Raw genomic sequence first — 22,376 nt, 5'->3', positions numbered from 1 at the left:
CAGGGGCCGGTGCGGCGAGAGTGCGTGCATGGCGTCGCAGAGCAGGCGGGAATCGTCAGACAGGCCCGGGCGACACCGGGGTGCGGAGATCCCGAGGGCCCGGCGGGGCGCCGTCGTGTGCTCACGCCAGACTGTCCCGCCACGCCCGGTGCAGATCCGCGAAGCGGCCGGTGCCCGTGATCAGGTCGGCCGGGGGACCGTCCTCCACGATGCGGCCGTGTTCCATCACCAGCACCCGGTCGGCGATCTCCACGGTCGACAGGCGGTGGGCGATCACCACCGCCGTACGGCCCTGCAGTACCGTCCGCATCGCCCGCTGCACCGCCCGCTCCCCGGGGACGTCCAGCGAGCTGGTCGCCTCGTCGAGGATCAGCACCGCCGGGTCGGCCAGCAACGCGCGGGCGAAGGCGACCAGTTGACGCTGGCCGGCGGAGATGCGGCCGCCGCGCTTGCGGACGTCGGTGGCGTAGCCGTCGGGCAGCGCGGCGATGAAGTCGTGGGCGCCGATCGCCTTCGCGGCCCGCTCGATCTCCTCGTCGGTGGCCTCCGGGCGGCCGATGGCGATGTTCTCGGCGACCGTGCCGGAGAACAGGAACGCCTCCTGCGTCACCATCACCACCCCGCGCCGCAGCTCGGGCACGGCCAGGTCGCGCAGATCGGTGCCGTCGAGCAGGACCCGGCCGCCGGTCGGGTCGTAGAAGCGGGCCAGCAGCTTGGCCAGGGTGGACTTGCCCGCGCCGGTGGAGCCGACGACGGCGACGGTCTGCCCGGCGGGGATGGTCAGGTCGAAGCGGGGCAGGACCTCGCCGCCGGTGCGGTAGCCGAAGCGGACGGCGTCGAAGACGACCTCGCGGCCGGGGGAGCCGGTGGTCAGGGGCGGGAGTTCCTCCGGGGCCGACGGCTCCGGCACGGAGGGGACCTGGGCGAGCAGGCCCGCGATCTTCTCCAGGGAGGCCGCCGCCGACTGGTAGGAGTTCAGGAACATGCCGAACCGGTCGATCGGGTCGTACAGGCGGCGCAGGTACAGCACCGCCGCCGCCAGCACGCCGAGGGCGAGGGTGCCGTCCGCGACCCGGTAGGCGCCCCACAGCACCATGCCCGCGACGGCCGTGTTGGCGATCAGCCGGGAGCCTGTGACATACCGGGCCATCTCCAGCAGGGCGTCGCCGTTGGAGCGCTCGTGCCGCCGGTTCAGTACGGCGAAGTCGGCGTCGTTGGCGGCCTCACGGCGGAACGCGCGCACCGGGCGGATGCCGTTCATCGTCTCCACGAACTTCACGATCACCGCCGCGATCGCCGTCGACCGCCGCCCGTAGACCTGGCCGGCCCGGCGGCGGTACGTCCGCACCAGCGCGTACAGCGGTCCGAACGAGGCGACCGCCACCGCGCCGAGGCCCAGGTCCAGCCAGAGCAGCATCGCCGTGATGTAGACGAAGGAGAGGACGACCGTGATCAGTTCCTGGAGGCCCTCGCTGAGCAGTTCGCGCAGCGACTCGACGTCCGTGGTGGAGCGGGAGATCAGCCGGCCCGAGGTGTAGCGCTCGTGGAAGTCGACGCTGAGGGCCTGCGCGTGGCGGAAGATCCGGCCGCGCAGGTCGAGGAGGACGTCCTGGTTGACGCGGGCGGCGGCGTTGATGAAGGCGTACTGGAGCGCCCCGCCGGCCAGCGCGCACAGCAGGTAGCCGGCGGCGACCGCGATCAGCGGCCCGTGGTCGTCGGCGCGCAGCGCGGGGACGGCGTGGTCGATGGCGTACGCCACCAGCAGCGGGCTCCCTTGCACGGCCGCCTGCTGGAGCAGGAGCAGCAGGGAGGTGACGGCGACGCGGGCGCGCATCGGCGCCAGCAGGGAGCGCAGCAGGGCGGCGGTGGCGCCGGGCGGGGTGGGCAGGACGTCGCGGTCGAAGGCGTCACCGGCGGGCGGTGTGCGGTCGTCGGGGCCGTCCGTGGCCGGTGCGGTGGTGGTGGGCGCCGTCATCGGTGGTCGTCCTCCCCTGCCCCTGACATCAGATGGGCGTACTCGGCGTTCGTGCGCAGCAGTTCGTGGTGGGTGCCGACGGCGGTGATCCGGCCGCCGGAGAGCAGGGCGACGCGGTCGGCGAGCAGCACCGTGGAGGGCCGGTGGGCCACGATCAGCGCGGTGGTGTCCGCGAGGACCCGGCGCAGGGCGGCCTCGACGGCGGCCTCCGTGTGCACGTCCAGGGCGGACAGCGGGTCGTCCAGGACGAGGAAGCGGGGCCTGCCGACCACCGCGCGGGCCAGCGCGAGGCGCTGACGCTGGCCGCCGGACAGGCTCAGGCCCTGTTCGCCGACCTGGGTGGCGGTGCCCTCGGGCAGGGCGTGCGCGAAGTCGGCCTGGGCGATGGCGAGGGCGCGGGAGAGGTCGGCCTCTGAGGCGTCGGGGCCCGCGCCCATCAGGACGTTCTCCCCGACGGTCGCGGAGAAGAGCGTCGGCTCCTCGAAGGCGACGGCGACCAGGGCGCGCAGCTCCTGGCGGGGCAGGGCGGTGATGTCGGTGCCGTCCAGGGTGATCCGGCCGGACGTCACCTCGTGCAGCCGGGGGACGAGCGCGGTGAGCGTCGTCTTGCCGCTGCCGGTGGCACCGACCAGGGCGAGCGACTCGCCGGGGCGGATGTGCAGGTCGACGCCGTCGAGGACGGGCGGGGAGTCCGGGTCGGCGTCGGGGTAGCGGAAACGGACGCCGTGGAACCGCAGGCCGCGCTCCCCGCCGCCCGGCACCGGCGTGCGTGCGTGGTCGGCTTTCGGTACTGGCGGATGCGCGCCGTCGGCTTTCGGTACTGGCGGATGCGCGCCGTCGGCTTTCGGTACTGGCGGATGCGCGCCGTCGGCTTTCGGTACTGGCGGATGCGCGCCGTCGGCTTTCGGTACTGGCGGATGCGCGCCGTCGGCTTTCGGTACTGGCGGATGCGCGCCGTCGGCTTTCGGCACTGGCGGACGTGCGCCGTCGGCTTTCGGCACTGGCGGATGCGCGCCGTCGGCCTCCGGTGCCGGCGGACGCGCGCCGTCGGCCTCCGGCTCCTCGTCCATCACCTCGAAGTACCGCTCCGTCGCCGTCGCCGCCTCCTGGCTCATCGCCAGCAGGAAGCCGATCGACTCGATCGGCCAGCGCAGCGCCAGCGCCGTCGACAAGAACGCCACCAGCGTCCCCGCCGACAGCCGCCCGTCCGCCACCTGCACCGCCCCGACCACCAGCGCGGCCCCCACGGCCAGTTCGGGCAGGGTGACGATGACCGCCCAGATGGACGCCAGCAGCCGCGCCTTGCGCAGCTCCGTCCCCCGCAGGGTGCCCGACAGCTTCCTGAAGGCGCGCGCCTGGCTGCGGTGGCGCCCGAACCCCTTGACGATCCGGATGCCGAGCACGCTCTCCTCGACGACCGTCGTCAGGTCCCCGACCTGGTCCTGGGCCCGCCGGGCGATGTCGGCGTACTTCTTCTCGAACACCGAGCACGTGATGACCACCGGGACGGCCGGCCCCAGGATCACCAGCCCCAGCGACCAGTCCTGCACCAGCATGATGATCACGCCGACGAGAATCGTCACCCCGTTGACCAGCAGGAACGTCAGCGGGAAGGCGAGGAACATCCGCAGCAGCATCAGGTCCGTCGTCCCCCGGGACAGCAACTGCCCCGAGGGCCAGCGGTCGTGGAAGGCCACCGGCAGCCGCTGCAGCCGCCGGTACAGCGCGGCCCGCATCTCCGCCTCGACCCGCGACAGCGGCCGGGCCACCAGCCACCGCCGCAGCCCGAACAGCAGCGCCTCCGCCAGCCCGAGGAGCAGCAGGTACAGCGCGCCGAGCCACACCCCGGCCGGGTCGCGGCCGGCGACCGGGCCGTCCACCATCCACTTCAGGACCAGCGGGATCACCAGCGCCACACAGGAGGCGAGGACCGCGACGAACGCGGCGGCGAACAGCCGCGCCCGCACGGGCCGTACGAACGGCCACAGCCGCAGCAGGATGCGGACAGCGGACCGGTCCGTGGGGGGTACGGGTGTCGTGGTCATCGACAGCGAGCCTACGGACCGCCGCCGGCACTGCCCATCGAGTTTTCTCCGCCACGGGGGTTGTACCGGGGCACGGTCCCGCCGCCCGGTGCGCCGGTGGGCCGGGTCAGGACGCCGGGTACGGCAGCAGCGTGCCGTCCACCTTCTCCCACGCCGCCTTCAGCTCGGCCAGCAGCTCGGGCCGGACGGCCGCGAGGTCGGCCTGCTCACGGGCGTCGGCCGCGAGGTCGTACAGGTGGTCCGTGCCATCGGCGTCCTGGTAGTACTTCCAGTTCCCGCGCCGCAGCGCCCGGTTGCCCCGCACCCGCCAGAACAGGTCGCGCTCGGGGACGTCCTCGCCGCGCAGCAGGTACCCGGCGAGGCTGTGCCCGTCCAGCGGGTACGCCGGGTCCGGGCGGGCCCCGGCCAGCTCCAGCAGGGTCGCCGTCCAGTCGGGGGAGTACACCGGCTCGTGGCTGACCTGACGGGCACCGACGGCGGCCGGCCAGCGCAGGATCGTCGGCACCCGGATGCCGCCCTCCAGCAGCTCCGACTTGGCGCCGCTCAGCGGCCACTGGTACGAGAAGCGCTCGCCGCCGTTGTCACTGGCGAAGACGACGAGGGTGTCGTCCTCCTGGCCCGAGCGGCGCAGCGCCGTGAGGACCTCGCCGACGGCGCTGTCCAGGCTCTCGACCATCTCCTTGTACTTCTCCACCGAGCCGCCGTCGTCGTGCAGCAGCGCGCTCACCCCGCCTCCGGCGCGGATCTTCGCGGCGATCTCGGCGCCGGTCTCCGCGTCGTCCTCGGTGAGCCACGGCCAGTGCGGGGTGGTGAAGTTGAGGTTCAGCAGCCAGGGCGCGTCATGGTCGCGGGAGACGTACTCCACGGCGCGCTCGGTCACCACGGTCGTGTAGTAGCGCAGGTCCTGGTACTCGGCGTCGCCCTCGTACAGGTCGTACTCGCCGAGCTGGCCCAGCTTGGAGAAGTACTCCAGCGCGCCGCCGAAGTTGCCGAAGAACTCGTCCCAGCCGGAGCGGGTCGGGCTGTAGTCCGGCAGGAAGCCGCAGTGCCACTTGCCGATCAGGGCGGTGGAGTAGCCCGCCTTCTTCAGCAGCGAGGCCAGGGTCGGGTGGCCGGGGGTCAAACCCTGGGTGCGGTTGCCTATGGGTTCGGCCAGCCCGCCCTCGGTACGGCCCGGGAAGCGGCCGGTGTAGAGGCTGAAGCGGGTGGGGGAGCAGGTCGCGGAGCCGGAGTAGGCGTCGGTGAACCGCACGCCCCGCGCGGCGAGCCGGTCCAGGTGCGGGGTCTTGATGTGCGGGGAGCCGTAGGACGACAGATCGGCCCAGCCGAGGTCGTCGCCCAGGATGAACAGGATGTTGGGGCGTCTGCGGGACCGGGCGGCGGTACGGGCCCTGAACGGGCGCTCGGCGGGCGTGGCGGCCCCGGTGGCGGCCGAGGCGGGGACGGCGGCCGAGGCGACGGCCGTCACCGCGCCGCCGCCGACGAGACCACCGAAGGCACGGCGGGAGATTTCGGGCATGCGGGTACCCCAGGCGAGAGAAGGAGAGGGTGTGACCTGGGACGTTTCCAGCCATGCCGACCGCCGGTCAAGAAGATCACCGACGAGTTCACGAGGTCGCAAAACTCGTCACGAAGCGCTCAGCGGGCGACCCGCAGCAGCAGCACCGTCCTCCCCTCCACCGTGATCTCCGCCCCGGCCGGATGACCCGTGTCCGGCGCCGCGTCCTGCTCCTCCCGGCCGGTGTCCACCACCACCTCGTACCGCTCGGCCCAGGGCGCCGCCGGCAGCACGAACCCCACCGGCCGCTCCCCGGCGTGCAGCACGGCCAGGAAGCTGTCGTCGGTGATCGGCGCCCCGCGCTCGTCCCGGCCCGGGATGTCCCGCCCGGAGAGGTACATGCCGAGGGTCGCGGCGGGCGCGTACCAGTCCTGTTCCGTCATCTCGGTGCCCCGGGGCGTGAACCAGGCCAGGTCGCGCAGGCCGTCGGCGGTCTGCGGGCGGCCGGAGAAGAAGGCGCGGCGGCGCAGCACGGGGTGGGTGTGGCGCAGCTCGATCAGCCGTGCCGTCAGGTCGGTCAGCGCCCGCCAGCCGGGGTCGTCCAGCAGGCTCCAGTCCACCCAGCCGATCTCGTTGTCCTGGCAGTACGCGTTGTTGTTGCCGCCCTGGGTACGGCCCAGCTCGTCCCCGGCGACCAGCATCGGCACGCCGGTCGACAGCAGCAGCGTGGTCAGCAGGTTGCGCAGCTGGCGGCGGCGCAGGGCCCGTACGCCCTCGTCGTCGGTCTCGCCCTCCACTCCGCAGTTCCACGCCCGGTTGTCGTCGGTGCCGTCCCGGTTGCCCTCGCCGTTGGCCTCGTTGTGCTTGCGCTCGTAGGAGACCAGGTCGCGGAGTGTGAAGCCGTCGTGCGCGGTGATGAAGTTGACCGAGGCGTAGGGCCGTCGGCCGCCCCAGGCGTACAGGTCGCTGGAGCCCGACAGGCGGTAGCCCATCTCCCGTACGTCGGGCAGGGCGTGCCGCCAGAAGTCGCGCACGGCGCCCCGGTAGCGGTCGTTCCACTCCGTCCACAGGGGCGGGAAGGCGCCCACCTGGTAGCCGCCGGACCCGATGTCCCAGGGCTCGGCGATCAGCTTCACCCGGCGCAGCACCGGGTCCTGGGCGATCACCGCGAGGAACGGGGAGAGCATGTCGACGTCGTGCATCGAGCGGGCCAGTGCCGCCGCCAGGTCGAAGCGGAAGCCGTCGACGCCCATCTCGGTCACCCAGTAGCGCAGCGAATCCGTGATCAGGCGCAGGACGTGCGGCTGGACGACGTGCAGGGTGTTGCCGCAGCCGGTGTAGTCGGCGTACCTCCTGGCATCGTGCTGGAGGCGGTAGTAGCCGCGGTTGTCGATGCCCTTCAGGGACAGCGTCGGGCCCAGCTCGCCGGCCTCGGCGGTGTGGTTGTAGACCACGTCCAGGATCACCTCGATGCCGGCCGCGTGCAGCGCGCGCACCATCCGCTTGAACTCGCCGACCTGCTCGCCCCGGGTGCCGGAGGCGGCGTAGGCGGCGTGCGGGGCGAAGTAGCCGATGGAGTTGTAGCCCCAGTAGTTCGACAGGCCGCGCTCCAGGAGGTGGCTCTCGTGCGCGAACTGGTGGACCGGCAGCAGCTCCACCGCCGTCACGCCCAGCCGCACCAGGTGCTCGATCGCCGCCGGGTGGGCGAGTCCCGCGTAGGTGCCGCGCAGTTCGGGCGGGACGCCGGGGTGGCGCTGGGTGAAGCCGCGCACGTGGAGTTCGTAGATGACGGAGTCGGCCCACGGGGTCTTGGGGCGGTGGTCGTCCGACCAGTCGTCGTCATCGTGGACGACGACGCCCTTGGGGACGTACGGGGCGGAGTCGCGGTCGTCGCGCACGGTGTCGGCGACGTGCTGCTCCGGCCAGTCCCGGACGTGCCCGTACACCTGGGGCGGCAGCCGGAAGTCGCCGTCGACCGCGCGGGCGTAGGGGTCCAGGAGCAGCTTCGCCGGGTTCCAGCGGGCGCCGGTCCACGGGTCCCAGCGGCCGTGCACCCGGTAGCCGTAGCGCTGGCCGGGGCGGACGCCGGGCACGAAGCCGTGCCAGATCTCGTGCGTCAGCTCGGTCAGCCGCACCCGCCGCTCGGCCCCGCCCTCGTCGAAGAGGCACAGCTCGACCGCCTCCGCGCCGCCCGTCCACAGCGCGAAGTTGGTGCCCGCCACCCCGTCCGGACCGGTGCGGAACCGGGCGCCGAGCGGGACCGGCGTCCCCGGCCACGCGGGCACGGAGGGCGGCGGCGGCGCGGTCCGCCGCACCCCGTTCGCCACGGCGGCGGCCCGCCCGTCCTCGGCGGCCCGCTTCCCGGCCACCGCCTCCCGCTCGGCTGCGCTGGACACCTGGCGGCCTCCCACGGCTCGTGGGACGACGGGCCGTGACGGTGTAAACGGGCGTACGGCGTCCCGGCCGCCGCTCTCCGTCGCGTCGTCCTCCTCCCTAGTTCTGCCCAGAGCGTGGCTCGCACTCACGTTTCCCCAGGGCCGGCCGGTCGTTACGGGTGGATGTGAGGCACGTACACGGGCGCGCACGGCGCGCGGGGGCCGCGCTGGCCGCCGTACTGACATGGGCAGGACTGCTGGCCGGAGCCGCCGGCTGCACCTCGGGGGGGACCGGGCTGGGCGGGATGTTCGGCAAGCCGGGGGCCCCCGGCGAGGGCATCCGCGTCTCCCCGGACCACGGCGACAAGGGCGTACGGCCCGGACGGAAGCTGTCGGTCCGGGTGCCGGAGGGGAGGCTGGAGTCGGTCCGGGTGGTCAAGTCGCAGGACGCGCGGGACACCCCGGTGCCGGGCCGGATCTCCGCCGACGGACGGCGCTGGGAACCCGACGAGGGGCGCCTCGCGCTCGCCGCGAAGTACACGGTCGACGCCGTCGCCGTGGACGACGCCGGCCGCCGCTCGGCCCGGCACGCGAGCTTCACGACGTACGTCCCCGAGGAGCGGTTCATCGGGTACGTCGCCCCCGAGAACCGGTCGACGGTGGGCACCGGCATGATCGTCTCGCTGGAGTTCAACCGGGAGATCACCGACCGCGCCGCCGTCGAGCGGGCCGTACGGGTGCGCGCCGAGCCGGCCGTCGAGATCCGCCCGCACTGGTTCGGCCGGGACCGCCTCGACTTCCGCCCCCGGCACTACTGGAAACCCGGCACCGAGGTCACCGTCGACCTCAGGCTGCGCGACGTCGAGGGCGCGCCCGGGGTGTACGGGCTCCAGCACAAGACGGTCACCTTCACCGTCGGCCGCAGCCAGGTCTCGGTGGTGGACGCGGCCCGCAAGACCATGCAGGTGCGGCGCGACGGCGAACTCCTCACCACCGTGCCCATCACCGCGGGCGCCGCGAAGACCACCACGTACAACGGCAAGATGGTGGTCACCGAGATGCTCGACGTGACCCGGATGGACGGCCGCACGGTCGGCTTCGGCGGCGAGTACGACATCCCGGACGTCCCGCACGCCATGCGGCTGACCGAGTCCGGCACCTTCCTGCACGGCAACTACTGGGCGCCGGACGACGTCTTCGGCAGGACCAACGTCAGCCACGGCTGCGTGGGGCTCAGGGACGTCAAGGGCGGCGGGGCGGACACCCCGGCGGGCTGGTTCTTCGACCGCAGCCTCGTCGGCGACGTCGTCGAGGTGGTGCGCAGCAAGGACCGCACGGTCGCCCCGGACAACGGGCTCGGCGGCTGGAACATGAGCTGGAAGGCGTGGCGGGAGGGGAGCGCGGTGGGGTGATCCACCGGCGCGGAGGCGGTGATCCACCGGTCCGGACCCGTTGATCCGCCCGCCCGGACCCGGTGATCCGCCCCCGGCCGCCCCGGTGCGGAAACCGGCCGGGGCCGACTCGGTACACAACAGTGACAAACGACCCCTGCAAACCCCCGCTGGCCTGCGGTTACGATGCGCCGGTGCGCGCATGCGCACTTGGGGTGCGGGCCGGACCGGGCCCGGCGAGGGGAGAACAACTTGAACGTGCGTCCGATATCGGGGGCTTCGGCACGGGGGCGGATCGGCCGGAGGCTGTCGGCGCTGGCCGTCGGGTCGCTGCTGCTGGCGGTGACCGCGTGCGGCGGGGCAGGAACGGAATCCGGGTCCGGGGCCGGTGACGGCGAGGGGAAGGGCTCGGACACCGCGCGGAGCAAGCAGTCCGAGGCGGTCGTCAGCATCGCCCCGGCCAACGGCGCCAAGGCCGTCGACACCAGCGGAGCGCTGAAGGTCGGGGTGGCCAAGGGCAAGCTCACCGAGGTCGTGGTGAAGGACGGCGACGGGAAGAAGGTCGACGGCGAGATATCCGGGGACGGCGCCACCTGGACGCCGTCCTCCCACCTGGCCGCCTCCACCGCGTACTCGGTGCACGCGGTCGCCAAGGACTCCGAGGGCCGCACGGCCGCCGAGGACTCCCGCTTCACCACCCTGACGCCGAAGAACACGTTCATCGGCACCTTCACGCCGGAGGACGGCTCGAAGGTCGGCGTCGGGATGCCGTTCTCGATCCGCTTCACCCGGGGCATCACCAACCCCGAGGACGTCGAGAAGGCCATCAGCGTCAAGACCGAGCCCGCCGTCGACGTCGAGGGCCACTGGTTCGGCAACGACCGCATCGACTTCCGCCCCGAGAAGTACTGGAAGGCCGGCACCAAGGTCACCGTCGACCTCGACCTGGACGGCGTCGAGGGCCGCGACGGCGTCTACGGCGAGCAGGCCAAGAAGGTCTCCTTCACCATCGGCCGCAACCAGGTCTCCGTCGTCGACGCCAAGAACCTCACCATGAAGGTCCAGCGCGACGGCAAGACCGTCAAGACCATCCCCGTCACCACCGGCGCCCCGGGCTACGAGACCTGGAACGGCCAGATGGTCATCAGCGAGAAGCTCTCGGTGACCCGGATGAACGGCGAGACGGTCGGCTACGGCGGCGAGTACGACATCAAGGACGTCCCGCACGCCATGCGGCTGACCACCTCCGGCACCTTCATCCACGGCAACTACTGGGGCGGCGACGCCTTCGGCAACCGCAACGCCAGCCACGGCTGCGTCGGCCTGCGCGACACCCAGGGCGGCTGGGACGAGGACGCGCCGGGCGCCTGGTTCTTCGCGAACTCGATGATCGGGGACGTGGTGGTCGTCAAGAACTCCAACGACGCCACCGTCGCGGCCGACAACGGCTACAACGGCTGGAACATGTCCTGGGAGAAGTGGAAGGCGTGAGCCTTATCCGACGCCGTTAGTCCCCGTTAACCTGCGGGGCATGACCGTACATCTCGAAGTCGCCGACGGCGTCGGCACGCTGCGTCTGGACCGTCCGCCGATGAACGCGCTGGACACCGCCACCCAGGACCGGCTGAAGGAACTCGCCGAACAGGCCACGGCCCGCACCGACGTGCGGGCCGTCGTGCTCTACGGCGGCGAGAAGGTGTTCGCGGCGGGCGCGGACATCAAGGAGATGCGGGCGATGGACCACGCGGCGATGGTGCTGCGGGCCCGGGCCCTGCAGGACTCCTTCACGGCCGTCGCCCGCGTCCCCAAGCCGGTGGTCGCGGCCGTCACCGGCTACGCGCTCGGCGGCGGCTGCGAACTCGCCCTCTGCGCCGACTACCGCATCGCCGCCGACGACGCCAGGCTGGGCCAGCCCGAGATCCTGCTCGGCCTGATCCCGGGCGCCGGCGGCACCCAGCGGCTGTCCCGGCTGATCGGCCCGTCCAAGGCCAAGGACCTGATCTTCACCGGCCGCCAGGTGAAGGCCGACGAGGCGCTGGCGCTGGGTCTGGTGGACCGGGTGGTCCCGGCCGCCGAGGTCTACGAGCAGGCGCACGCGTGGGCGGCCCGGCTGGCCCGGGGCCCCGCCATCGCGCTGCGCGCGGCGAAGGAGGCGGTGGACACCGGACTGGAGACGGACCTCGACACCGGCCTCGCCGTCGAACGGAACTGGTTCGCGGGCCTGTTCGCCACCGAGGACCGGGAGCGCGGGATGCGCAGCTTCGTCGAGGAGGGGCCGGGCAAGGCGAAGTTCACCTGAACGGCGCGCTGTTGACGCGGCGTAGGGCCGGAGTCCCTCGTTGGGGCGGTTCATGGCGGGCTCGACGCGCCCTTGAGCCTGCCGGGGGAGGGGTGGCCGCCGGTCCGCGCCGGTCTCCAGTGATCGAATCATCGGCCCAGTTCACACCACGCCTTTCGATTTTCGATACGCCTCTGGCATATGCCAAAAAGCCTTCCGCGGCTTCGGCCCAGCACCGGCCCGTAATCCCCGGAACGGCCCCGGAGGGTGCCGTCGGCGGCCATGATGGGGGCATGGCGGGGCTGGAGGACACGGGGCAGCCACGGGGAGCCGGACGTGCAACCGCTGCGCGCTGGTCACCGGCGGTCGAGGACGAACACGCGCTCAGGGCGATCGAGCTGTTCGGCGATCCTACGGAGGACGAGGTTCCGCTGCCCTCCCGCCCGGAGTCCGCGGCCACCGCCCGCCGGCTCGTCCAGGTCGTCGTCCTGCGCCAGTGGCAACTGGGCCCCAAGCACGCCGAGGACGCCGTCCTGCTCGTCTCCGAACTGGTCGGCAACGCCGTACGGCACACCGGTGCCCGCGTCTTCGGCCTGCGCATGCGCCGCCGTCCCGGCTGGCTCCGCGTCGAGGTCCGCGACCCCTCCCGGGGGCTGCCCTGCCTGATACCGGTCCAGCCGCTGGACATCAACGGACGGGGCCTCTTCCTCGTCGACAGGCTGGCCGACCGCTGGGGCGTCGACCTGCTGCCGCGCGGCAAGACGACGTGGTTCGAGATGCGGGTGGCGGACCGCTAGCACCATCTCCGGGCTGCGCGCGGGGAGTTGAGGAGACACACCACCCAAGGGTGATGGTGCGCGGCCCGGCCGTCCCGGGCCGTGATCCTGCTGCCCATGATGCTCACTCGCCTGCGCCGCCGCGCCACCGCCGCCGCCCTCTCCCTCGCCGCCGTCCTCGCCACCTCGGCCGCCACGCTCCCCGAGACCGCCGCGGGGACCGCCGCCGGGGCCCCGGCCGCCGTCAAGGCCGCCGCGCCCTCCTGCCCCGTCTTCGACGACAAGCTCAAGGCCGCCGCCGACCGCCGCGTCGACCTCGACCGCATCACCCCCGCCCCCGCCTGGCGCACCACCTGCGGCACCCTCTACCGCAGCGACGGCCGCGGCCCCGACGTCGTCTTCGAGGAGGGCTTCCACCCCAAGGACGTGGTGGACGGCCAGTACGACATCGAGCAGTACGTCCTGGTCAACCAGCCGTCCCCGTACGTGTCGACCACCTACGACCACGACCTGTACAAGACCTGGTACAAGTCCGGCTGGAACTACTACATCGACGCCCCCGGCGGCATCGACGTCAACCAGACCATCGGTGACACCCACCGGTGGGCCGAACAGGTCGAGGTCGCCTTCCCCGGCGGCGTCGACCGGCGGTACGTCATCGGCGTCTGTCCCGTCGACAAGAAGACCAAGACCGAGATCATGGACGAGTGCCGGAGCAACCCGCACTACGAGCCCTGGCACTGACGCCCCCCGGCGTGGGTGGTCGCCGCACCGGCCGCGAGACCGGAACGTTAATCTGACCAGCGTCAGTACGACGACCACGGCATGACCAGAGCACGAGATGAGGGGCGGATCGGTGGCGGACATCGAGGAAGCACGCAAGCAGTTCGACCGGATCGACGCGGACGGCGACGGTCGCATCACCCCGGCCGAGTTCAAGACCGCCCTGGCGCAGGGCGGCGACTGGAACGTCACCGAGTCCGTCGCGGAGGCGATCATCAAGAGCCGCGACCTGGACGGCGACAAGCTGCTGTCGTTCGACGAGTTCTGGGCGTTCCTCGACAAGTGACGTGCGGGGGGGGGGGCGTCCGTCCGGCGACCGGGCGGACGCCCCCGTGCGTCAGTGGGCCTGGCCTTCGGGTCGGGCTCGTGCCCGCCGCCGTCCGTGACCTCCTGCACGCCGGACGCGAACTCCGGGCGGCGCAGTGCTGGGACGCTGCGGGTTCCACGGCGGGGCCGCCGACGGGCCGGTCGTGTGCCCCGTGGGGACGGCGGTCATCGACGTCACACCGGCACGCTGTCCCCACCTCAGGTTCCCAGACGAGTGAGAATGGGGGACGGGCGGGGAACACCCCGCCCGCCGCCGTTCCCGCCCGTCGATTGGTGACCCCATGCCGCTAGGCGCCGTCCGCCCCAGCCCTCTGGTCGAACAGGCCACCGCCCGGCTGCGCGAGCAGATCACCGGCGGTCACTGGCCGGTGGGCACCCGGCTGCCCGGCGAGACCACCCTCGCCAAGGAACTCGGCGTGGGCCGCTCCACCGTCCGGGAGGCGCTGCGCGCCCTGGCCGGCGCGGGGCTGGTCCAGCCCCGGCAGGGCGCCGGTGTGTTCGTCATCGCCACCGAGCCCGCCGAGGACTGGCCGGCCCGGCTGCGGCGGGCCGCGGTGACGGACGTCTACGAGGTCCGCATGGCCGTCGAGGTGCACGCCGCCCGCCTCGCGGCCCACCGCCGCACCGACGACGACGTCACCGCCCTGCACACCGCGCTGGCCGGCCGCCGGGCCGCGTCCACCGCGGACGACGCGGCCTTCGTCGACGCCGACATCGCCCTCCACGCGGCGGTGGTCGCCGCCGCCCACAACCCCGTGCTCGCCGACCTGTTCACCGAGTTCACCCCCGTACTGCGGGACGGCCTGGTCGACCTGCTCGCCCTCACCGGCCTGCGCACCGCCGAACCCGCCCACGGCGACGCCGCCCACGCGGCCCTGGTCCGCGCGGTCGAGGAGGGCCGGGCGGAGGCGGCGGCGGACATCCTGCGGGCGGAGCTGGAGGATCCGTTCGGGCCGGGGCACCCGTCCGGCCCGGGGCACCCGGACGGCCGTACGGAGGAATAGCCCGCCCACCGGACCGGTTAGGGATGCCCGACGGCGTTCTCGTATCCACGACCCGAAAGGCCAGGCGAGTCGGACGATGAAGATCGGCATCATCGGCGCGGGCAACATCGGCGGCAACCTCACCCGGCGGCTCACCGCTCTCGGTCACGAGGTCTCCGTCGCCAACTCCCGCGGCCCGCACACCCTCACCGCGCTCGCCGAGGAGACCGGGGCGACACCCGTCCCGGTCGAGGAGGCGGCCCGCGGCGCCGAGATCGCGGTGGTCGCGGTCCCGCTGAAGGCGGTCCCCGACCTCCCCGCCGGCCTGTTCGACGAGGCGGCGGACGGCCTGGCGGTCATCGACACCGGCAACTACTACCCGCGGCAGCGCGACGGCCGCATCGCCGGCATCGAGGACGAGGGCCGCACCGAGAGCCGCTGGACGGAGCGGCAGCTCGGCCACCCGGTCGTCAAGGCATTCAACGGCACCTACGCCCAGGACATCCTGGACCGCGCCCGACCGGCCGGTGACCCCGACCGCATGGCCCTCCCGGTGGCCGGCGACGACGCGCCGGCCAAGGCGAAGATCCGCGCCCTGATCGAGGAACTGGGGTTCGACACGGTCGACGGGGGCGGCATCGACGACTCCTGGCGCCAGCAGCCGGGGACGCCGGTGTACGGGCTGCGCGGGGACGCCGAGGCGGTACGGAAGGCGCTGGCGGAGGCGTCCGCGGGACGTCCGGCGGAGTACCGGGGCTGACACCGGCCCGGCGGGTCAGGCCCCGTCCGCCCACTTCTTCAGCGCCGCCTTGCTCTCGAAGTCGGCCACGTTCTTGTCCAGCGGGTCGGACGTGTACTGGTGGAAGCGCCACTTGGCCTGGATGCGCGGCTTGCCCGCGGAGACGTAGTCGGCGATCCACAGGCCGTCGCCCGCGTAGGACGTGGTGTCGACGGTCAGCCAGAAGTTCCGGTTGCAATACAGGATGATCCGATTGTCCGGCCGCAACTCCTTCAGCTTCTTGATGAAGCGGTCCTTCTCGGAGTTGCTCGCGTGGGTGCCGTCACCGGTGGTCTCCCAGTCGACGGCGAGGATGTCACCGGCTCTGTCGGGGGCCTTGGAGACGAAGTACTCGGCCTGGGCGGTGAGGTTGCCCGGCCACAGGAAGTGGTAGAAGCCGACGACGAGACCGGCGTCGCGGGCCCGTTTGGTCTGGGCCGACAGCTTGGGGTTGGTGTACGAACGGCCCTCCGTCGCCTTGACGAAGACGAAGGAGAGGCCGTCCGTGTCGTAGGTGTCGGACTGGTAGGCGCTCACGTCGATGCCGCGCAGCATGAGGACTCCCTCAGGTGCCTTGTGTGGTCCAAGTGCGTGGGGTCGGGAGTTGGTTATGCCCGGGATCCACCGCGGTACGCCGGGCGCGTGGAGGCTCGGCTTCCGCGATGGCGAACGCCGGTCGGACTCAGGAAGCGGGGGAGGTCGCCGGGGCGTGCGCGTCGCCGGCGGGCGCGGGGGTCTCGGCGCCGTCCCCCTCGTCCAGGGAAACGTTCTTCGTCTCCTTGCCGAGCAGCAGCGCGATCAGGGTCAGCACGGCCATCGAGGAGAGGTAGACACCGACCAGCCACGGCGAGCCGTCCCCGGCCTCCCACAGCGCCACCGCGATGAACGGGGCGACGGCCGCGCCGAGGATCGAGCTGACGTTGTACGAGATGCCGGAGCCGGTGTAGCGCACGCTGGTCGGGAAGAGTTCCGGCAGCAGCGCGCCCATCGGGCCGAAGGTCATGCCCATCAGGGTGAAGCCGAGGACCAGCCACAGGATGACGCCGAGCGTGCCCAGGCCGATCAGCGGGACCCAGACCAGGCCGAAGACGACGATCGCGGCGGTGATCCAGATCAGGGTGGAGCGGCGGCCGTACTTGTCGGCGAGCGGGCCGGAGATCAGCGTGAACGCGGCGAAGAACAGCACGCCGAAGATCATCATCAGTACGAAGGTGGTGTAGCTGTAGCCGAGGCCGGGCACGGCGGCGTCCGTCGCGGTGCGGCCGTAGCTGAGCGAGAACGTGGTCATCAGGTAGAAGAGCACGTACGTCGCCAGCATGATGAAGGTGCCCAGGATCAGCTGCTTCCAGTGGCCCTGGACGACCGTGGCCAGCGGGAGCTTGCGGACCTTGCCGGACTCCCGCGTCTTGGCGAACACCGCCGACTCCACCAGCCGGGAGCGCACCCACAGGCCGATCGCGACCATCACGGCGGAGAACAGGAACGGGATGCGCCAGCCCCAGCTCGCGAAGGCCTCGGAGGGCTGGGTGGGATCGGCGCCCGCCGACGACGGCAGCAGCGCCCCGATGATCAGGAACAGGCCGTTGCCGATGATGAAGCCGAGCGGGGCGCCCAGCTGCGGGAAGGTGCCGTACAGGGCGCGCTTGCCGCGCGGCGCGTTCTCGGTGGCGACCAGCGCGGCGCCGCTCCACTCGCCGCCGAGCGCGAAGCCCTGAGCGAGCCGCATCAGCACGAGCAGCGCGGTGGCGACCCAGCCGGCCTGCGCGTACGTGGGCAGCACGCCGATCAGGAACGTGGCGATGCCCATCGTGAGCAGCGAGACCACCAGCGTCTTCTTGCGGCCGAGCCGGTCCCCGAGGTGCCCGAAGAAGACGGCACCGATCGGACGGGCCACCATCGCGGCGCCGAAGACCGCGAAGGAGGAGAGCAGGGCCGTGGTCGGGTCGCTGCTCGGGAAGAAGAGCTTGGGGAAGACCAGGACCGCCGCGGTCGCGTAGATGTAGAAGTCGTAGAACTCGATCGTCGTGCCCATGAGGCTGGCGATCAGGACGCGGGACCGCGGGTTGACGGGTGTCTGGGCCGGGCCGGTTGCTGGTGCGGGCATGTCTCGGTCTTTCACGTGCGAAAGTACTGGTGCCCCAACGATCTCAGGCGTCTTATGTTCTGGAAAGCGCATATCAGCATGTAAGACGCCGAACGTCAGACGCCAGGCGCCGGGGGAAGGGCGGCCCGGGTCAGACCGGCCGGCACTCGCCGGAGTTCTCCGCTTCGGAGCACAGGCCGTGGCCGTGCTCGTGCAGTATGTCGCGGCCGCTCTGCTGGGTGAGGAAGTTCAGGAAGGCCGCCGCCGGTGAGCCGGCCGGAGCATCGCCGTAGGTGTAGGCGTACTCGGTCTGCCAGAAGGGGTAGTTGGTGTCCTCGACGCCTTCCGCCGTCGGCTCCTTGCCGTCGATCTTCAGCGTGACGAACCGGTCGGCGTCCTTGTGTCCGTCGACCTTCGCGGCCTCGCTGTAGCTGATGGCCCCTCGCATCGAGGCGGCCTTGTCCAGCAGGACGTCCGGGTCGTTGCTCTCGCAGCGGCCGTACCGGTCCGGATTCAGGGACGCGCAGTCGGTCACGGTGAACTGGGGCGGCTCCTTGCCCCTGAGGACCTTGGCGACGAGGGTGCTGCGGGTGCCCGAGCCGGAGCCGCGGTTGATCAGGTGGACGGGCACGTCCTTGCCGCCGACCTGGTTCCAGTTGGTCACCCGGCCGGCGAAGATGTCGCGGATCTGGGCCTGCGACAGGTTCTCCACGCCCGCCGCCTTGTTGACGACGATGGTGAACACGGAGATGGCGATGGGCTGCGGGATCAGCCGGGGATGGCCCGTGGACGCGAGACCGTCGGTGAAGGTGATGTGGGTGCCGAGCCCCTTGCCGACCTCGACCTCGGCATCCTCGCCGGCCTGGTCCAGGGCGGAGACCCCCTCGGTGCTGCCCTCGAAGATGTCGTCCCCGAGCGGGATGGTCAGGCCGGCCCCTTCGCAGCGCCTGAGGAAGTCCTCGGCGGCGGCCCGCACCGCCGGCTCGAAGGCGGTGGAACCGTGCAGGTCGAGGGTGCCCTTGACACAGTCCAGCGGGGGCCGCCGGTCGTCGCGCCAGATGAGCGTGAAGCAGGCCTGGAGGCCGACGCCCGCGATCAGTATCCAGATGAGCCACCACGCGGGCCGGGAGGCGAAGACATGGCTCTCGGTCCTGGTCGCCTGCAGCCGGAAGAACCTCTGCAGGGTGTCGTACCAGCGGCCCTCCCCGTCGGTGCCGGTGACCTCGGGCTTGGGGAACTTGTCGGTGCTGTTGTCGCCCGCCCAGCGTTCCAGCACGACGAGCACCTTGTACTCGGACCCCCGGGGCAGCGTCACCTTCGGCAGCCGGACCACGCCCGTGCGCTCGGCTTCGTTGTTGTCGCGGCGGAAGCCGTCCTTGGCGACGGTGGTGACGACGTTGTTGCCGTCGGTCTCCTGCCGGAAGAAGAAGTCGGGAATCTCCGCCTGGCTCGGATCGGTGAGGACCACGGCCGCGACCCGGCGGTTGCGGAAGGTGACCTTGATGCCGTAGGCGTCGTTGGGGTCGGCCAGGTAGTCCTCAGGGACGATCTTGGCCGACCCGGCGTTCTCGACGCGCAGCAGGACGAACGAGGGATCCCTCAGCTCCGTCCCGTTGTGCTGCATGTCCCCCAGCACGTCGGCGTACGGCTTGCCGGTCACGTCGGCGGCCAGGGTGTCCATCTGCACCCGGTAGCCGAGCCGCTTGCGGCCGACGACGGCGAATTCCCACAGGAACGCCCCGACGGGAAAAGCGACACTCAGAATCGCGATCCACTGTTCCACTTGCTCGTTCATCGCAGGACCCCCCGGATTCCCGGCCATGTACGCAGTGACAGGGTGCCCAGGGTGACGAGTGGGGGTGGCGCGTCGCGAGCGGTGCCGCAATCCTCCGATTGTTGTTCATCCGCGAGTCATCTACGAAACGTTCCGTTCGCCGGCCGTGCCGGGACGGTGATCAGCGGGAGAGCGCGTCGCCCACCACGCGCACCAGACCGGTCTCCTTCTCGGTGCTGGTCTCGGAGCAGTCGTGGTTCTCGTCCGCGGGCCCGACGTTCGGCTGGTCGACGACCTCGATGACGTCGCAACTGAGGACCTGCTCGTAGTTGCGGAACTTCGACGTGTCGTCGTCGGCCGCCTGCGCGGTCCCGGCGGCACCACCGGCGACGGACAGAGCGGCGAACGCGCAGGCGATGGTGGACCTGAAGTTCATGGGTGCCTTGCCTTTCGGAGATTTCTCATGGGGTGCGCTGACACCGGGTCGTGGAACCGATCCACCACCCGGGCGGTCAACGAAGTCCCGCAGGAGCCGGTATTGCTCCGAGCAGGTGACCCCGGCACCGTTCGAGGCCCGTCCGTCTGCCTGGCCAGCACTCGATGATGTTCACCGCGAGCCCGCCCCGGACGGAGGTTCGGCCGACCCCAATGGCGAGACCGACAGCGGAGACGAGGGGCGTCCGGTGCTTCGCGCGACGGTGACGGATGGATGACGAGGACGAGACCGGGCGGCCCCAGAGGACGGTGCGAGGAAGACGAGAGCGACGAGGAGTGCCGCCGCCGGCATCGGCGCCGCAACCATCGGGATGAAAACGGCGGCCTGACGGGCTGGACCCGGGGGCCAACCCGCCTGATGCGGCTGCCCGACTTCACCGTCTCGAACGCCTTCGGAGACGGCCACAGGTGTCGATCCGGACGCCGTCTCACCCGGAACCACCCCTGCGGGTACGGGAAGTGCTGCACACGGGAGGCGGTCAGTCTGTATGCGGCACTAGGTGTTGCCGGGCCCGGAGGCCAGCGGCCCTCTTGCGGAACCGCGGACAACATGACGAGGGGGATCGCCTCCTCGCATGTGCGGGCCGCTCGGCGCGGGCGGAAAAGCGGGCCCAGACGTCGGCCCGCCATACTCCTCGCCGACCGCGGCTACGACCACGACAAGTACCGCCGTCTGGTGCGACAGCGCGGGACGGACCAGTCATCGCCGAACGAGGTCAGGAACACGGCAGTGCCCTGGGCGCGACGGCATTCACGAAGCCATCCTCGGCCTCGCCACCTGTCTGATCACCCACCGCCACGTCCAACGCCTGCGTTGGAATGTGAGACTTGCCTGGTCGCTGTGGTCAGTAGGGTTTGAATGCGGGGTAGTAGGCTGCGGCGGCGGTTGCGGTGTCGACGTTCCGTGGGAAAAGCGCGGCTTCGTAGGCGCGGATGGCCGCGTCGATGTCCTTGGGCTGTTCGGCGATGGCGTTGCCGAGCTGGCCCGCGTCGAAGAGCGCCCAGTTCGCTCCTTCGCCGTCCGGCGGTGCCAGGTGGGCGGCGTCTCCGATGAGTGTGACCCCAGGTACGTGTTCCCAGCGGTGCCCGATGGGCAGCCCGTACAAGGGGCGGAAGATCGGCGGGATGTCGCTGTCCGCGACCAGGGCGACGAGCTCCGGCGCCCACCCCTCGAACATCGCCGCGACGGTGCGGGCGGCCGCAGGGCCGTCTTTGAAGTCGATGCCGTCGAACCAGTCGAGCGGCTGGTCGAACATGGCGTAGGAGTGCAAGGTGTCCGCGCGCTCGCGCTGCACGCCAAGACCGATGCGGGTGGTTTCGTCGTAGGCGGTCATCGACCCGCCGCCGACCAGCGCCAGGGTGGCAGGGTGTCGGGTGTCGCTCTCATACAGGTACGTCTCGACCATCGAGCGTCCGGCATAGGCGGGCGTGGCGTCGGAGAGCAGCGGTCGGACCTTCGACCAGGCACCGTCGGCACCGACGAGGATGTCGGTGACAACCGTCGATCCGTTGGCGAAGGTCACTTCGTGACGGCCGTCAGCGAGGGTCCGAACGCTCCGAGTCCTGTGGTCCCAGACGACCGTGCCGGCAGGCAGGGATTCCAGCAGCAGCTGTCGCAGCTCGCCACGCTGCACCTCGGGGCGGCCTCCGGCGGGGTCATCGGGCTGGTCCGCCAGTATGGTGCCGTCCGGCGCCACGTCGCGGGATGCCTGGCGGCCTTCGAGGACGAGGGATCGGAAGCCGTCCATCAGACCGGTGGCACGGATCCCGTGCTGTCCGTTGTAGTCGTGGATGTCGAGCATGCCGCCTTGGCCCCGGGCCTGAGCGGACGCCTCCGCCTCGTACACCGTGGACGGGATTCCATGAACTGCCAGGGTTCGTGCCAGTGTCAGTCCCGCAAGACCGGCACCGATGATCGTGATCTGAGTCATACGTGCGTTCCTTACTGCTGGTGCGTCCCTTGCTGCTGGTGAATGAACCGGCGGCCCTGACCGCGAGGCTCCGGCCGCCGTGCGGAGCAGTGGAGCGGGGTCAGGGAGAGCTGGGTGGCTCGATCCGGGAGGCGAGCTGTTCCAGGAATTCATGGAGTCGCGCCCGCCCTGCGGCGCCCAGCGGCGCGAGGATCGACTCCTCGACGCGGTCCATGGCCTCTTCGAAACCCTGGATCAGTTCGGAGCCCGCTGTAGTGACATGCACGCGACGGCTTCGCGTGTCGTCCTCCTGCGTCTGGCGCTCCACGAGTCCGCGCCGCTCGAGTCCGGCCAGGAGCCGCGAGACGCTCGGCGCGCTGGTGCGCATGGCCCGCGCGACGTCACGCTGAATGGCCTCCGGGTTCTTCGACAGGTACGCCAACACGGCGCTCTGCTCGTGCGTGAGGCCGCGTTCCCGTATCCAGTCGTCAGCGGTGCGTCGCTGCGCCCACACAACCCACCGCATCAGCTCCAACGTGCTCTCCCGCCGCATACCGTTCATAGTTAACACGCTAACTGTTGCAGGGCTAACAATCAAGTCCTCTTGGGCTCGGGTGCGGTTCGTACGAGGCCCTGGCCGCCGTCGGCCGGCAGTGCGGGCCGGTCCGCCGCGGACATCGACGGCTTCTACCGGGCGAAGACCGCGCTGCCCCGCAGCCGGGACATGCCGCTGGTCGTCCAGGCTGACGGCAAGGGCGTGGGCATGCGGCCCGAAGCCCCGCGCGAGGCGACCCGCCGCAAGGCCGCTCAGGCCGCTGCGGGGCGACGGGGCCGGCTGACCCCGGGCGAGAAAACCAACCGGAAGCGGACGGCCACCATCGCCTGCGACTTCGACACCCGCCCGC

18 protein-coding genes and 2 pseudogenes are annotated in these 22,376 nt (G+C 71.6%); 10 read left to right on the top strand and 10 right to left on the bottom strand.

Annotated elements, in window-relative coordinates:
• Window positions 1-121 precede the first annotated feature (121 nt).
• The 4 genes from J7I94_RS26885 to glgX all read right to left on the bottom strand — a co-directional run bounded on the left by J7I94_RS26885 (window position 122) and on the right by glgX (window position 7,914).
• The gene (locus J7I94_RS26885; RefSeq protein ID WP_215170933.1) at window positions 122-1,975 is read right to left on the bottom strand and encodes an ABC transporter ATP-binding protein; all 1,854 of its coding nucleotides are present in this window, start codon (window positions 1,973-1,975) and stop codon (window positions 122-124) included.
• The gene (locus tag J7I94_RS26880; RefSeq protein WP_215170931.1) at window positions 1,972-4,020 is read right to left on the bottom strand and encodes an ABC transporter ATP-binding protein; all 2,049 of its coding nucleotides are present in this window, start codon (window positions 4,018-4,020) and stop codon (window positions 1,972-1,974) included. Before J7I94_RS26880 ends, J7I94_RS26885 begins: the two co-directional genes overlap by 4 nt.
• A 106-nt stretch (window positions 4,021-4,126) precedes the next feature.
• Window positions 4,127-5,539, bottom strand: coding sequence for a sulfatase (locus J7I94_RS26875; RefSeq protein ID WP_215170929.1), 1,413 nt, complete (start codon window positions 5,537-5,539; stop codon window positions 4,127-4,129).
• Between the two features lie 119 nt (window positions 5,540-5,658).
• Complete coding sequence (gene glgX / locus J7I94_RS26870; RefSeq protein WP_215170927.1) at window positions 5,659-7,914, bottom strand: glycogen debranching protein GlgX; 2,256 nt, start codon at window positions 7,912-7,914, stop codon at window positions 5,659-5,661.
• 164 nt (window positions 7,915-8,078) lie between these two features.
• Between glgX and J7I94_RS26865 the strand changes: the two genes are divergently transcribed.
• The 8 genes from J7I94_RS26865 to J7I94_RS26830 all read left to right on the top strand — a co-directional run bounded on the left by J7I94_RS26865 (window position 8,079) and on the right by J7I94_RS26830 (window position 15,191).
• Window positions 8,079-9,305, top strand: a complete 1,227-nt coding sequence (locus J7I94_RS26865) for an Ig-like domain-containing protein (RefSeq protein ID WP_215170925.1) — start codon at window positions 8,079-8,081, stop codon at window positions 9,303-9,305.
• 231 nt (window positions 9,306-9,536) lie between these two features.
• The gene (locus tag J7I94_RS26860) at window positions 9,537-10,775 is read left to right on the top strand and encodes an Ig-like domain-containing protein (RefSeq protein ID WP_251075803.1); all 1,239 of its coding nucleotides are present in this window, start codon (window positions 9,537-9,539) and stop codon (window positions 10,773-10,775) included.
• Between the two features lie 40 nt (window positions 10,776-10,815).
• Window positions 10,816-11,583, top strand: a complete 768-nt coding sequence (locus tag J7I94_RS26855) for an enoyl-CoA hydratase/isomerase family protein (RefSeq protein WP_215170921.1) — start codon at window positions 10,816-10,818, stop codon at window positions 11,581-11,583.
• Window positions 11,584-11,855: 272 nt separating this feature from the next.
• Window positions 11,856-12,359, top strand: a complete 504-nt coding sequence (locus tag J7I94_RS26850; RefSeq protein ID WP_215170919.1) for an ATP-binding protein — start codon at window positions 11,856-11,858, stop codon at window positions 12,357-12,359.
• Window positions 12,360-12,455: 96 nt separating this feature from the next.
• Complete coding sequence (locus tag J7I94_RS26845) at window positions 12,456-13,082, top strand: ADP-ribosyltransferase (protein ID WP_215170917.1); 627 nt, start codon at window positions 12,456-12,458, stop codon at window positions 13,080-13,082.
• Window positions 13,083-13,194: 112 nt separating this feature from the next.
• A complete protein-coding gene (locus tag J7I94_RS26840) occupies window positions 13,195-13,407 on the top strand; it encodes an EF-hand domain-containing protein (protein ID WP_215170915.1) in 213 nt (70 codons plus the stop codon).
• A 322-nt stretch (window positions 13,408-13,729) separates the two neighbouring features.
• The gene (locus tag J7I94_RS26835) at window positions 13,730-14,452 is read left to right on the top strand and encodes a FadR/GntR family transcriptional regulator (RefSeq protein WP_215170914.1); all 723 of its coding nucleotides are present in this window, start codon (window positions 13,730-13,732) and stop codon (window positions 14,450-14,452) included.
• Window positions 14,453-14,495: 43 nt separating this feature from the next.
• On the top strand, window positions 14,496-15,191 hold the full coding sequence (locus tag J7I94_RS26830) for an NAD(P)-binding domain-containing protein (RefSeq protein WP_308114706.1): 696 nt from the start codon (window positions 14,496-14,498) through the stop codon (window positions 15,189-15,191).
• A 15-nt stretch (window positions 15,192-15,206) separates the two neighbouring features.
• Here the strand turns inward: J7I94_RS26830 and J7I94_RS26825 are convergent, their stop codons facing one another.
• The 4 genes from J7I94_RS26825 to J7I94_RS26810 all read right to left on the bottom strand — a co-directional run bounded on the left by J7I94_RS26825 (window position 15,207) and on the right by J7I94_RS26810 (window position 19,502).
• Window positions 15,207-15,764: a glycoside hydrolase family 25 protein gene (locus tag J7I94_RS26825; protein WP_215170910.1), complete on the bottom strand. Its 558-nt coding sequence runs from the start codon at window positions 15,762-15,764 to the stop codon at window positions 15,207-15,209.
• A 127-nt stretch (window positions 15,765-15,891) separates the two neighbouring features.
• On the bottom strand, window positions 15,892-17,313 hold the full coding sequence (locus tag J7I94_RS26820) for an MFS transporter (protein WP_215170908.1): 1,422 nt from the start codon (window positions 17,311-17,313) through the stop codon (window positions 15,892-15,894).
• Between the two features lie 130 nt (window positions 17,314-17,443).
• Window positions 17,444-19,087, bottom strand: a complete 1,644-nt coding sequence (locus tag J7I94_RS26815) for a substrate-binding domain-containing protein (RefSeq protein ID WP_215170906.1) — start codon at window positions 19,085-19,087, stop codon at window positions 17,444-17,446.
• A gap of 160 nt (window positions 19,088-19,247) precedes the next feature.
• Complete coding sequence (locus J7I94_RS26810) at window positions 19,248-19,502, bottom strand: hypothetical protein (protein ID WP_215170904.1); 255 nt, start codon at window positions 19,500-19,502, stop codon at window positions 19,248-19,250.
• A gap of 651 nt (window positions 19,503-20,153) precedes the next feature.
• Between J7I94_RS26810 and J7I94_RS38620 the strand changes: the two are divergent.
• A pseudogene (locus tag J7I94_RS38620) lies at window positions 20,154-20,302 on the top strand (IS5/IS1182 family transposase); the annotation flags it as partial.
• Between the two features lie 104 nt (window positions 20,303-20,406).
• Here the strand turns inward: J7I94_RS38620 and J7I94_RS26805 are convergent.
• Together J7I94_RS26805 and J7I94_RS26800 are read right to left on the bottom strand one after the other, a co-directional pair.
• A complete protein-coding gene (locus J7I94_RS26805) occupies window positions 20,407-21,492 on the bottom strand; it encodes an NAD(P)/FAD-dependent oxidoreductase (RefSeq protein ID WP_215170902.1) in 1,086 nt (361 codons plus the stop codon).
• A 100-nt stretch (window positions 21,493-21,592) separates the two neighbouring features.
• Complete coding sequence (locus J7I94_RS26800; protein ID WP_215170900.1) at window positions 21,593-22,033, bottom strand: MarR family winged helix-turn-helix transcriptional regulator; 441 nt, start codon at window positions 22,031-22,033, stop codon at window positions 21,593-21,595.
• 153 nt (window positions 22,034-22,186) lie between these two features.
• On the opposite strand from J7I94_RS26800, the pseudogene J7I94_RS26795 reads away from it, so the two are divergent.
• A pseudogene (locus J7I94_RS26795) lies at window positions 22,187-22,376 on the top strand (ISKra4 family transposase); the annotation flags it as partial.

The organism is Streptomyces sp. ISL-12, from assembly GCF_018614415.1.
Classification (GTDB): Bacteria; Actinomycetota; Actinomycetes; order Streptomycetales; family Streptomycetaceae; genus Streptomyces.
The sequence above is the reverse complement of the archived record's forward strand: the minus strand, read 5'-3'. Positions and strand labels throughout refer to the sequence as shown.